Here is a 12,742-nt window from a genome sequence, read left to right as displayed (position 1 = left end):
CAATCATGCAGTTTCATTTGAATGTTCCGGTAACACCACTTCCGGCAACGATCCAGTATCAGCAGGAATTGTTGCTGATGGGCTCCTGCTTCGCAGAAGAGATAGGTGAAAAGTTGCAGGAGCACCGGTTTAATACACTCATCAATCCCCACGGTATTTTATATAACCCGCTCAGCATCACGAAAGCGCTCACCAGCTATATGGACGGGCAGGTATACACCCGTGAAGATCTTTTCCAGCACAACGATTCCTGGAATAGCTGGGACCATCACAGCCGCTTTTCCGGCCTTACGCCAGAAGTCGCGCTGGATCATATACAGCATATGCAAACCGCTGCGGTGCGCGCCATCGACCACGCCGACTGGCTCATTATCACCCTGGGCAGCGCACATGCGTATGTGCTGAAAGAAGATAACCGCCTGGTAGGCAACTGCCATAAAGTGCCGGGAGGAAATTTTTACAAACGTTTATTAACGGTCGATGAAATTGTAACGGCGCTCGATAATATGATGCACCGGCTGTTTTTTCGCAACCGGAAAATTAATATACTCTTCACCGTTAGCCCGGTACGGTATATCCGCGATGGGGTGGTGGAGAATAATCTCAGTAAAGCGGTATTGCTGCAGGCCGTGCATCACCTGGTCAATAAATTTAACCGGCTCTTTTATTTCCCGGCATATGAGCTGGTGATCGATGATTTGCGCGATTACCGGTTTTATAAAGAAGATATGGTGCATCCGAATGAGCAGGCCATCCAGTATGTGTGGGAGCACGTAGTGAAAGGATGTATCAGTGAAGGCAGCCAGGAATTGCTGCACCGCATTGCCGAATTAAACAGGGCCGCCCGTCACCGGCCGTTTAACCGGGAAAGCCCGCAGCACCGGCAATTTTTGCATACCTATGCCGCCAGGGTGAAACAGTTGATGGGCGAACACCCGGAGCTACCCCTGGATGATTTGCTGGCCTATTTTGAGGAGCCGATGGCCTAAAGGGAGCGGAAAGCTTAAAGCTTTCCGCTCTTATAGTGCAATGCCTCTTTTATCTTTCAGGTAAATCAATCCTACTACAAAACAGATAAGCGCAATAGCTATCGGGTAAATCAATCCCGCCAGGTGATTGTTGGTATTAGTAACCAGGATAGTAGAAATAGTGGGTAGCAGTCCGCCGAATACGCCATTCCCGATGTGGTAGGGAAGGGACATAGATGTATACCGGATGCGTGTGGGAAACAGTTCTACCAGGAAAGCGGCAATGGGGGCGTATACCATGGTAACAAAGATCACCTGTATAAATATCAGGATCACCAGCCAGGCGATGTTTGCGCGGCTTACGGTAAGCTCTTTTTTAGCGTCCGTTTCCTTCAGGATGCTACCGTCGGTGTAGCTATGTACCCGGGTCGTTTTGGTAACCATTTCGCCCACATCATTTTTAGCGCTATTGCTTTCTATGCGGAACAATTCCGTTTGTTCCTTTTTCAGGGAAATGTTACCGATATTATCCATTGCCCGGTAGATAGGAAAATAGGCCAGGGCCGCCAGCAGCATGCCGGTGAGCATAATCTTTTTTCTTCCTATGCGGTCGGACAGGGAGCCGAAATAAATAAAGAACGGGGTACCCAGCAGCAGTGCAATGGCAATGATGATATTGGATTGCACAAATTCTATGTTCATGGTTTTCTGGAGAAAGGAGAGCGCATAGAACTGGCCGGTGTACCATACCACGCCTTGTCCCATAGCGGCGCCGAAAAGCGCTATCATTACCAGTTTCAGGTTTTCCTTGTTGGCAAAACTTTCTTTGATAGGGTTAGTGGAGGTTTTCCCTTCCTTTTTCATTTGTGCAAACAGCGGTGATTCCTGCAGGCGTATCCGTATGTAATATGACATGATCACCAGCAGCACCGACAGCAGGAACGGGATACGCCAGCCGTAGTTATTGAAATCGTCTGGTGTCATTACCATGCGGGTGAGCAGGATAACGCCCAGGGATACAAAGAGGCCGAGGGTAGCCGTGGTTTGAATGAAGCTTGTATAATAACCGCGGCGGTGGTCGGGCGAGTGTTCGGCTACATAGGTAGCTGCGCCGCCATATTCACCACCCAGGGCCAGCCCCTGCAGCAGGCGAAGCAGTAATACAATTATGGGCGCCAGTACACCGATGGTACGATAACTGGGAATGAGCCCGATGGCAAAAGTAGATCCGCCCATGATCAACAGGGTAAGCAGGAACGTGTACTTACGGCCTACCATGTCGCCCAGCCGCCCGAATACAATGGCGCCGAAGGGACGTACAATAAATCCCACGGCAAAAGTGGCGAGGGTAGCAATATAGGCCAGTTGGGGATTGCTGGGAGGAAAGAATTTCTCAGCAATGATGGCGGACAAACTGCCGAAGATGTAGAAGTCGTACCACTCAATCAGCGTGCCTGCCGAAGAGGCCAGGATAACTTGCCAGATGTTTTGCGGGGAAAGCGAGTTTTTCATAAGTGTTAATTGCTATGTCTTTTTTGTCGGTTGATGACGGCTGTGTGAAGTCGCTTTCAATCATATACCCCGGTAACATGCTCCTCGCGTCAGCGAATAAAGCGAATAAGATAATAAATATTTAGAACTGCCCCAAATATCCCCGCAAAAACTCCGGCTTTATAAACATTATAAATGTCTATAAAGCCTTATCTTTAAAGAAGGGGTCAATCATATACTATGAAGCCAGGTTTAATTGTAAAGGTCAGCAGGGGAATAAGTGTATTGTTGTTAATTATTTTTGCAGGTAGCAGGGAGGTGGCCGCGCAGCAAAGCGTGAGCAACCGGCCCAAAGTAGCACTTACCCTTAGTGGCGGCGGCGCACGGGGACTGGCCCATATTGGCATCCTGGAGGCTATTGATAGCGCAGGTCTGAAAGTGGACATTGTTACCGGTACCAGCATGGGAAGTATTGTGGGAGGTTTGTATGCCATGGGATATTCCGGCAACCAGATCGAAGCAGTGGCCCGCGAACTTCATTGGAATAGTCTTTTTGCCAACCAACCCGACCTTACCGACATTTCCTATGAAGAAAAGCGGGAGTACAACCGTTATATCATCGAAATTCCATTTGAATATGGAAAGCCCAAGCTGGCTTCCGGCGTGATTTCCGGGGAAGCCCTGTGGCTGGAACTGGCAAAGTTGTGCTGGCCGGTGAAAGACGTAAAGCATTTCAAGGACTTTAATATTCCGTTTAAATGCGTAGCCACCGATGTGGCTACCGGCCAGATTGTGACGCTGGACAGCGGGGAGATTGTAACCAGTTTACGGGCCAGCATGGCCATCCCTTCCATTTTTACGGCGGTGAAAATCGGCGATCGTAAGCTGGTGGATGGAGGCGTAGTACGCAATTTTCCGACAGTTACCGCTAAGGACATGGGGGCGGATATCGTGATAGGCGCCAATGTGAGCGGCGGATTACGTAAGGCGGATCAACTGGTAACGCCTATTGACATCCTTTACCAGCTCGGATTTTATAAAGATGCGGAAGACTTCCAAAAAGCGCGGCCATTGTGTGATGTGTATATACCTATGAGCAAAGAATTGGAAAACTATTCAGCTGCGAGCTTCGGCAGCGTAGACTCCATCATAGAAGTAGGCCGCCGGAAAGGAAAAGAGTTGTACCCGGTTTTCAAACACCTGGCCGACTCGCTTAATGCCTTGTATCCGGAAGCCCCCTTCCAGCCAAACCGGCTGCCATTTGCTGCTGATGTGGAATTGAGTGGCATTAATGTGTCTGGCCTGGTGCACTCTGATCAGAAATTCTTTTTGCAGCGCCTGCACCTCAAGCCCAATGGCTGTTATAGTGCTATCCAGATCAGGAATGCCATACAGAATGTATTTGGTACGCGCTTCTATAAACTGATCACCTACAACCTGGTACCGGAAGGTTATGGCCGGAGCAGGATGGATATTACGGTAGAGGAAAACCCGCTCACCTATGTGAAGGTGGCGCTCAACTATAATACTTTTACTGGTGCTAATGCTATCATCAACCTCACTCAGCGCAATTTTATCGTGCCCAACTCCCGGTCTTTTGTAACGGCGGTAATCAGTGAAAATCCGCGGCTGGAAGCGGAATATTTTAAGTACCTGGGACGCAGCCGTAATTTTGGATTTGGCCTGAGTGCCTATTATGAAAACAATGGCTTTACTTTTTATGACGATAATTTCGCCCGGCAACAGCCTTATCGTAATAAATATGCCAATGTGAATATGGACTTTCAGTATACAATTGGCCGGAATATGTCGATAGGCGCAGGTACACGCTGGGAGTATATTAAATACAAAACGCCGTATTCCATTTTCCAGGATGTACGTGGCAGCACTAACCAGTTCAATACCTATGTTTCCTACGGTATCAATTCGCTGAACCAGAAAGTGTACCCTACCAAAGGATTGCTGCTGGATTTTGAGGCCGGATATATTTACAACCAACACCCGGGCATCAGGGTGAGTCAGAATGGGCAAGAGCTGGACCTGGAAACATTAGGTGTACGGTTCAACAACTTCCAGCGGGCTATGCTGAATATGAAGTATTACATTCCAACCGGGCGTAAGTCGGCCGTGGAGCTGGATGGTAACGCGGATTTCAGTTTTAACTATCACCAATCGGTGGTGAATGGTTTTGTGGTGGGAGGGATGACTAACGTTGTGCATAACCAGGTGCCTTTTGTAGGAATTTATGAAGGAGAAGTGATTACACCGCGGGTAGGCGCGTTACAAGCGGCCTGGCAGTATGAGTTTATGAGAAATTTATATGCAATTCCGCGGGTGGGTGGCGCTATTTATGATGGAGAGCTAACAGGTGGCAACCGTTATAAATACCTAAGTGGCTATGGGCTGGGAGCAGCTTATACCAGCCGGCTGGGCCCTATAGAAGCTACGATGATGTATTCTGATCAGTCGGGGCAGATTAAATTTTATGTGAATATGGGATTTAATTTTTAAGCTGAGCGCTGAATGCGCCCAGCTTAAAATACTAATGCATTCTGTCGCCCCGCACATCTATATTCTGGAGGATTTCGGCTTCTGTTTTCAACCATTCCTGCCAGCGGTTTCTTACTTTTTCTTCCGGGAAATATTCATTGGCCAGGTCGATAAAGAGGCGGTAGTGGCCAGCTTCAGACACCATGAACTTGCGATAAAATTCGCGCAGGTATTCATCTTCGAGGCCTTCGCTGAGGAGGCGGAACCGTTCGCAGCTGCGGGCTTCAATCAGGGCAAATATCAGGAGTGCATCGAGGAAGCTGTCGTCGGCATGGCCTCCTTTCACACGGTTATCCATTAATGCGTTTACGTAGTCGTCTTTACGTTGCCTGCCGAGGGACAGGCCGCGTTTTTTTAGTTCGGCCAGCACCTGCCGGAAGTGGCCCCACTCTTCCGTAACAATAGGCGCCAGTTCCTCTACCAGCCTGGTTCTTTCCGGGTTACGCTGGATCAGTGAGATAGCGGAAGATGCAGCCTTTTGTTCGCAATAGGCGTGGTCGGTGAGAATGTCCTGCAATGAAATAGCCGCCAGGTTTACCCATCGAGGGTCGGTAGGCAGTTTCAATCCGAGTATAGATACTTTGCTCATGTGAATATAGTCCTTGGTAGATCGCTTTTTTGCGAAGATAAAGGCAAAGTTTAAATTGTGCATCGCTAAAGAGGAAGCTATGCATACTGCAGATATATCTTTTCTATCCCAATTGCTCGATGAACGCAAGGCCCGGCAGGCATTCCGGGAGTTACGGTTGCCGGGAGACAAAATAGATTTTTGTTCAAATGATTATTTGGGACTCGCCCGTCACCCGGAGGTGAGGGCTTATATTCATACGCTGATGGAAGAGCGTCACCCGGCGCATGGCAGCACCGGCTCGAGGTTGCTGGCAGGTAATTACGAATGGATAGAGTCGGTAGAAAAAGACCTGGCGGCCTTTCATCGCGCCGAAGCAGGACTGTTATATAATTCCGGTTACGACGCCAACCTGGGGCTGTTGTCCTGCCTGGGGCGGAAGGGCGACACTATCATTTATGATCAGCTGATACACGCTTCTATCCGTGATGGGGTGCGCTTGTCGGCCGCTCAGTCTTTTTCCTTTCAGCATAATGACCTTGCCGACCTGGAGAAAAAGATAAAACATGCCACCGGTCATATTTTTGTAGCAGTAGAATCGGTGTACTCCATGGATGGCGACCTGGCGCCGTTGGCAGCCATTGCCGCGCTGTGCAGCCGGTACCAGGCTCACCTGGTGGTAGATGAAGCCCATGCCACTGGTATTATCGGCGAGGCGGGGGAAGGGCTGGTGCAACAACTGCAGCTGGAAACACAATGTTTTGCCCGGGTACATACCTTTGGAAAGGCAGTGGGGTGTCATGGCGCCGTGATACTGGGAACGAAGCTGCTGCGGGAGTATCTTATTAACTTCTCCCGGTCTTTTATCTATACCACCGCTTTACCTCCTGCCTCCCTGGCCGCTATAGAAGCGGGATACGCTACTTTCCCCTATATGCAGGCGGAGCGGAAGAAGTTGTCAGAGCTCATTGAGCAGTTCCGCGCGGGCATCTTACGCACTGAGTTACTGCCTGGCCATACGCCTATACAGGCTGTGCTTACCCGGGGTAATGAAAATACCAGGCAGGTGGCGGCACGGTTACAACAGGCAGGACTAGATGTACGGCCTATACTGCATCCTACCGTGCCTAAAGGGGCCGAGCGACTGCGGGTAGTGCTGCATAGCTTTAATACCCGGGAAGAAGTAGGGCAGCTGATAAAAGTATTGGAGGCGTAAGCGGATATAAGACAAATTTGATGTATTTTACATATTACATCCGATCCGTATTATGAGAATCATTCCAGCTGTTATAACCGCCGCTATTACCTTATCGCTTGCTTATGCTTTCAGCCACAAACTGGGCCAGGTACCACCCCTCGGAAATTTGTTAAGCCCGCAAACCGGTTTCTGGCAAAATGCAGAGCCTAATGGTGAATTTCCCCACGAACAATTGGTATTACCCGGGTTATCGGGCAAAGCAGAAGTTTGGTACGACGACCGCATGGTACCACATGTTTTCGCCGACAACGATGCCGACGCGTTTTATGTACAAGGTTATGTAACGGCCCGCGACCGGCTCTGGCAGATGGAATTGCAGACCTATGCCGCCGCCGGACGGCTCTCTGAAATACTGGGCCCCCGGACCATCCAATATGATCGCCGGCAGCGTCGCCTCGGTATGGTATATGGTGCCGAGCAAACGGTGAAGGAAATGATGGCGGATCCTGATACCAAAACGGCCGTGACATCCTACGCCGCTGGTATTAATGCTTATATTGCCACGTTGACACCTGCTACCTATCCCGTAGAATATAAAATACTCGACTATAAGCCAGAGCACTGGGATGTGATAAAATCGGCCCTGCTGTTGAAATACATGGCGCATGACCTGGCGGGGTTCTGCAATGACCTGGAGTTTACCAATGCCCGTCGACTTTTTTCCATGAAGGATTTCAACCTGTTGTACCCGGATTTCCACGATGCCACCGACCCGATCATACCCAAGGGAACCGCTTATGCTGCTGCTGTTGCAAAGGCTGTAATGCCGCCGGATAGCGTAGTGGCTGCCGATGCCGCCTTCATGAAATACCAGATGGATAAGCCCGATCCGGCCAATGGCAGTAATAACTGGGCTGTGGCCGGCAGTAAAACCCGTTCCGGCGCGCCTATCCTATGCAGCGATCCGCATCTGGGGCTCTCCCTGCCTTCCCTTTGGTATGAAATACAGCTGCAAACGCCCGATATGAATGTATACGGCGCATCGTTGCCCGGTTCTCCCGGTGTCATCATTGGCTTTAACGATCATATTGCCTGGGGCGTTACCAATGGAGAGGAAGATGTAAAGGACTTCTACCGCATGCAGTTCCGCAACGGTAAACAAGAATACCTGTATAATGGCAGCTATCGTCCGGCTACGCTGCGCGTAGAGGATATCAAAGTGCGCGGTGGTGCTACTATACATGATACCGTTGCCTATACCGTATTTGGGCCGGTAATGTTCGACAATACCTTCCCGGATAAGGCCACCCGTCAAACTTTCCTGGCCATGCGCTGGAAAGCGCTGGACTCTTCCAATGAGTTGGCCACCTTTACGCGGTTGAATAAGGCACGCAATTATGATGACTACCTGCGGGCATTATCGATATATACCTGTCCCGCGCAAAACTTTGTATTTGCCGATAAAGCCGGCGATATTGCCATCTGGCATAATGGGCAATATCCATTACGGTGGAAAGACCAGGGTAAATGGATTATGCCGGGTACCGACAGCTCTTTCTCCTGGCAGGGATTTATTCCACACGAAGAACTGCCACATATCAAAAATCCCGCACGCGGATTTGTGAGCTCTGCCAACCAGCGCGCTACTGATAGCACGTATCCTTATCGTTTATATGGACATTACGACCTGTATCGCGGTGTTCGCATCAACGAACGGCTGGCGGCCATGAACGCTATCACCACGCAGGATATGATGCAGTTGCAAAATGATGATAAAAACCTGTTTGCTGCCGCCGCGCTGCCAATGATCCGGCAGCATATCGACAGCAGTTCCCTGACGGCACAGCAGCAGCCTTACTGGCAACTGTTATCGTCGTGGGATTGCATGGCTACGCCCGACAGTAAAGGCGCCACTATCTTCAACACCTTCTGGACGCACCTGGAGGATACGCTCTGGGGAGATGAACTTCGCCCCAAAGACACTACCATACTGGCTTATCCGCAGGCTATCACCACCCTGCAAATCCTGTTGCGCGATACTTCATTCCATTTTATCGACAACATCAACACCCCACAAAAAGAAACGTTGTCGCAGTTGGTGCATGGTGCTTTTATCGCCACCGTAAATGAAGTGAGTGAGCTGAATAAAGCCGGCAAACTGGAGCTGGGCAAGGCGCGCGGTACCAATATCAACCACCTTTCCCGTGGCATTCCTGCTTTCAGCGCCCTTCACCTGAATACTGGCGGTGGTCAGCATATTGTAAATGCTACGAAGCAAGACCACGGGCCTTCATGGAGAATGGTGGTACAGCTATCGGATAAAACAGAAGCATATGGCATTTATCCTGGCGGACAAAGCGGTAATCCGGGTAGTCCGTTTTATGATAATGCGGTAAATGACTGGGTAGCGGGTAAGTATTACCTGCTGCATATCTTCAGTAAAGAAGAAAAAGATGATGCTGTAATCCGCTACAAGCTTGTGTTTACCGGGAAATGATAAAAATATTTCAAATAAATTTGGCTAGGAGTAAATAATTACTATCTTTGCACTCCGTTAAACAAACGGGGTGAATGATTCCCTAGCTCAGTTGGTAGAGCAATACACTTTTAATGTATGGGTCTTGGGTTCGAGTCCCAAGGGGATCACTGGAGAAACCTGAAACCTGCGCACTGCGCGGGTTTTTTGTTTTTGGTCTATTTGTTAGTCTATCAAAGTGCGGATTCGCGATTCGTGGTTACTTCGTTTTATTTGGGTTTACTTACCTATACTAATTTACGATATTTTGACTTTAAATCCATATTAGCTTCTCGTTGTAATTTTAGCAGGATCAAAAAAAATTTTCAAACCTTGTGTTACTTGATTGAGAGGTAGTTGAGTTCTATCGGTTAATGATATTATTTTTTTCCTTGGCCAAATGTGGATACAAGTCTTGAATCCTCTTCCTTTTCTCTTCCGTGTCTGCCTTGTCCATCATCCGTTGATACAGGTCTGATTTTAAATAATATGTGTCGGTACCTGTGTAAAAATAGTCACTGATAAAATCATCAGATAATTCAAGTAAATGTATCATTTGATTTAAACCTGATAAATCGAACAGAATTACAGTGTCGTCCTGAAGATTATCATCGTATTTGATGAATTCTTCTTTGAAATTACCCGGAATTTTTCCTAAGTGATCCACAAATTTATAAAGTGGATCAAGTATCAATACTTGGAAGAGCGAATCATTGTGGTTGTTACCAGTCATCACTTCAACAGTTTTCCTATAGATTGTTGATAGCTTATGAGTACGTGGAGGCTGAGTGCCTGTTAAATCAAGATATGCCTTGCAAAAGACTTCTATATAAAAAATAAGGTTATGGTATATAGCAGATGATAAATTGGTCAGGCTGTCAAAACTATGAGAGTCGATGTCATACACTGTTTCATCTTGAACGACTTCAATCGCCTTCTCAAATAATAATGAGATCACCGTATATTGATTTAGGCATGAATTTACAGCGCGGTTTGGGTCCCTTTTCCTATTCGCAACTAGGCCAATATTGCTGATCCATACATATCCGGACCCACTTTCTGATATGTGCAATTTCCGCATTGGATCGTAATAAAAGTATTTGACGGTAAAGTCTTCATTGCTAACTTCTACTGATTCAAGTAGAGTAATAAAGAGCCCTCTTTCAGAAAATTTGAATTGATCGGCAAATGGTTTCTGTTTGATAATTCGATTAACTATTTCTTCCACGTGGCCCTGCTTGGATACTAAGATGTATTCCTTTCCATTTTCAGTTATAGATTCCAGCTTCATTTATAATATAGTTTGTTGAATAAAGATCACTTCGTCTAACGGGTTGATAAAATTCATCCCTCGAAAGCTGTTATATGGTTCTATCGGCTTCAATATGCCGGACAAAATTGATTACCATCAACATTATTGTCACAGATTTAAATCTGCGCAGTTTCTGAGGCTACGTAAAGGTAATATGACAACTGCGCAGTCTACTTGCGTAGTTCTTGTTAGCTGCAAAAAATAGAGAAATTAATAAAAATTATTGCTATCAGTACCAGTTAGTAATGGAATAACCCAAAAAACTTATGATTTATCTAAAAGCGAGAGCCTAGTTTGTTACTGGCTGCTTGTCAGGTATTTCATTGCCATAAGGAAAGCGATGCAGGGTAAGGTCTGGTTTAAATATACAGTTAGCCAATACCAATAAGTCTATTATCTTCGTTTGCATCGCGTGGGAATGATATCCTCAACCAGAGTTTTCTATTTATTTTCTGATGTAATTCTCTAGCTATGGTACTTTCTCGTTGTTAAGCCACATTTGTTTATTTTCTTTATCTAACTTGATAAGCAGTTCCATAAAGTTATCGGCTACATCTTTAATTTCGTCAGAGCGATCGTGATCCCATAAAACAATTGGATAGTCGTTATTTCCCAAATTTCGGTTAGCATCGAAACAAAGCAGGCCCCAATCACTCCAGTCCGCGAAAGGAATAAATCCACGGTCAATAATTTCTTCAGTCGGCCAGCCTTCAAAGATCATTTCATGAAGATGCTTCGCCCATTTATTTATTGGATGTCTGCAAAATGATGCTTCTGAAATATAAAGCTCGTAATAGTGCTTATGCTTTAAGAATGTTTTATAGTCTTCGGGTAGATGGTATCCTATTTGGTTTTCAAGAGATTTAATGTCTGAATCTGTAACTGTGCTATCAATTGGAAACCAGTTTCTCCATTCTTCACTAGGATCTTGATTGTGGTCTGCCATTTCTGGTTCTATTTCGGAAGGAAATTTATTAGCCCCCTCATCAGTGCTTGTCTTTAAATAGAAGTCAATAATCTCTTTTATAATAGTGTTGTTTGCCATGATTTGATACTCAGTTAGAATTTTTTTTTCAAGAAATAGACCTGCGATATTATATAGTGGATAAATATAATGTTTATTTTAAATTTACTGATTTTAAACTAATTAATATCAATTGTTCAGGGTAGTAAAAGCGTGGATAAAGTTAACCACTAATAGTTAGGAGAACGGTGATTAATAATTTTTTGTCTGTCGTCAGGCAAAACTATCCATAGTGACTATACTGGTTCCTCCATATTTTATCAACAATGCCTCGAACTCTGTGTGCCACTCAGTATTGCTTTCTAATGATTCTTTGAATTTAAGAATACTGATCTCAAAATACTGGTGCAGGCGCAAGACATTTACATAATGAAACCTGCCGTGTATGCGAAACAATACTTCGTTGTTTTGTGAGGCCGACAATAGAAAACGATATTCATTGTCGCCATTTTTTGCATATAGCCCAAAAGAGTGGAGTAAGCTATTTCGGAGCTGATAAAGTATTACATCTTCATTTGGACTGATAAATTCCCGAACAAATTGTTTAAATCGTTGTCCGACTTGGTTCGGTGCTCTTCATATGCAAATTTAGCCAGTAGGTCATTCCAAATATCTGGTCATAATGTAGGCTTCCCCTGTAGGCACTTGTTTTTTGTATAATTAAACATCCTTTCCAACTATTTCGGAAGAAGGATAGGTGTAACAGTTTCTTTACCCTGCATTAATTTAACTTTTCAAGTATTTCCGCATATTTATTATTGGATGCATGCAGTTTATCAGCTAGAAACGATATTTTTTTTATTGATTCAACTTTATACTGGTCGAGGACTTCCAAGTTATTCAATTTTACCACAGTACCGGACATGCAAACCATGATCATGCCTTTTTCTCCTCCCATTTCAGAATAATCAATATCAACTGCAATAACTGCATTGCCACCAGCCCTTACAGCTTTGGACCTGATTTGTAGAAGGCATAGTTCCTCACCGTTGGCTATTTTCTTGTTATATGCTTGAGATTGCATTCCAAAAAAATCTGTCCAAGAAGCCCCGACTTCTGTAAACAGACCGGTGCCGGTTGTACTTTGACCAGTTACTAAGCCCAATACCTTGTAAT

9 protein-coding genes and 1 tRNA gene are annotated in these 12,742 nt (G+C 46.0%); 5 read left to right on the top strand and 5 right to left on the bottom strand.

Features of this window, described 5'->3' with window-relative positions:
* Window positions 1–5: 5 nt before the first annotated feature.
* Window positions 6–989 (top strand): GSCFA domain-containing protein, encoded by a 984-nt coding sequence (locus HGH90_RS29155; RefSeq protein ID WP_169192557.1) that lies wholly within the window; start codon window positions 6–8, stop codon window positions 987–989.
* Window positions 990–1,019: 30 nt separating this feature from the next.
* Here HGH90_RS29155 and HGH90_RS29150 read toward each other — a convergent pair whose 3' ends face one another.
* Complete coding sequence (locus HGH90_RS29150; protein WP_168764545.1) at window positions 1,020–2,480, bottom strand: MFS transporter; 1,461 nt, start codon at window positions 2,478–2,480, stop codon at window positions 1,020–1,022.
* Between the two features lie 219 nt (window positions 2,481–2,699).
* Here HGH90_RS29150 and HGH90_RS29145 point away from each other — a divergent pair, with 219 nt between their 5' ends.
* Window positions 2,700–4,970, top strand: a complete 2,271-nt coding sequence (locus HGH90_RS29145) for a patatin-like phospholipase family protein (protein ID WP_168764544.1) — start codon at window positions 2,700–2,702, stop codon at window positions 4,968–4,970.
* Window positions 4,971–5,001: 31 nt separating this feature from the next.
* Here HGH90_RS29145 and HGH90_RS29140 read toward each other — a convergent pair whose 3' ends face one another.
* Window positions 5,002–5,598 (bottom strand): tRNA-(ms[2]io[6]A)-hydroxylase, encoded by a 597-nt coding sequence (locus HGH90_RS29140; protein WP_168764543.1) that lies wholly within the window; start codon window positions 5,596–5,598, stop codon window positions 5,002–5,004.
* A 79-nt stretch (window positions 5,599–5,677) separates the two neighbouring features.
* Here HGH90_RS29140 and HGH90_RS29135 point away from each other — a divergent pair, with 79 nt between their 5' ends.
* The 3 genes from HGH90_RS29135 (at window position 5,678) to HGH90_RS29125 (ending at window position 9,421) form a co-directional block, all read left to right on the top strand.
* Window positions 5,678–6,793, top strand: a complete 1,116-nt coding sequence (locus HGH90_RS29135) for an aminotransferase class I/II-fold pyridoxal phosphate-dependent enzyme (RefSeq protein WP_169192556.1) — start codon at window positions 5,678–5,680, stop codon at window positions 6,791–6,793.
* A 52-nt stretch (window positions 6,794–6,845) separates the two neighbouring features.
* On the top strand, window positions 6,846–9,272 hold the full coding sequence (locus HGH90_RS29130) for a penicillin acylase family protein (RefSeq protein ID WP_169192555.1): 2,427 nt from the start codon (window positions 6,846–6,848) through the stop codon (window positions 9,270–9,272).
* Between the two features lie 76 nt (window positions 9,273–9,348).
* A tRNA-Lys gene (locus tag HGH90_RS29125) sits at window positions 9,349–9,421 on the top strand.
* Window positions 9,422–9,654: 233 nt separating this feature from the next.
* Here the strand turns inward: HGH90_RS29125 and HGH90_RS29120 are convergent.
* From HGH90_RS29120 to HGH90_RS29110, 3 genes are all read right to left on the bottom strand, one after another.
* A complete protein-coding gene (locus HGH90_RS29120) occupies window positions 9,655–10,581 on the bottom strand; it encodes a hypothetical protein (protein ID WP_169192554.1) in 927 nt (308 codons plus the stop codon).
* A gap of 490 nt (window positions 10,582–11,071) precedes the next feature.
* Window positions 11,072–11,647: an SMI1/KNR4 family protein gene (locus tag HGH90_RS29115; RefSeq protein WP_169192553.1), complete on the bottom strand. Its 576-nt coding sequence runs from the start codon at window positions 11,645–11,647 to the stop codon at window positions 11,072–11,074.
* 700 nt (window positions 11,648–12,347) lie between these two features.
* Window positions 12,348–12,742 (bottom strand): YbjQ family protein (locus HGH90_RS29110; RefSeq protein ID WP_169192302.1); only part of this gene is annotated, 395 nt, incomplete at its 5' end.

This window comes from Chitinophaga sp. Ak27 (assembly GCF_012726295.1).
Classification (GTDB): Bacteria; Bacteroidota; Bacteroidia; order Chitinophagales; family Chitinophagaceae; genus Chitinophaga.
This window is presented reverse-complemented; position numbering and strand designations above follow the sequence as displayed.

Coding starts and splice junctions, on each gene's coding strand:
- HGH90_RS29140 (WP_168764543.1), bottom strand. CDS start 5,598: ATGAGCAAAGTATCTATACTCGGATTGAAACTGCCTACCGACCCTCGA.
- HGH90_RS29155 (WP_169192557.1), top strand. CDS start 6: ATGCAGTTTCATTTGAATGTTCCGGTAACACCACTTCCGGCAACGATC.
- HGH90_RS29120 (WP_169192554.1), bottom strand. CDS start 10,581: ATGAAGCTGGAATCTATAACTGAAAATGGAAAGGAATACATCTTAGTA.
- HGH90_RS29115 (WP_169192553.1), bottom strand. CDS start 11,647: ATGGCAAACAACACTATTATAAAAGAGATTATTGACTTCTATTTAAAG.
- HGH90_RS29145 (WP_168764544.1), top strand. CDS start 2,700: ATGAAGCCAGGTTTAATTGTAAAGGTCAGCAGGGGAATAAGTGTATTG.
- HGH90_RS29135 (WP_169192556.1), top strand. CDS start 5,678: ATGCATACTGCAGATATATCTTTTCTATCCCAATTGCTCGATGAACGC.
- HGH90_RS29130 (WP_169192555.1), top strand. CDS start 6,846: ATGAGAATCATTCCAGCTGTTATAACCGCCGCTATTACCTTATCGCTT.
- HGH90_RS29150 (WP_168764545.1), bottom strand. CDS start 2,480: ATGAAAAACTCGCTTTCCCCGCAAAACATCTGGCAAGTTATCCTGGCC.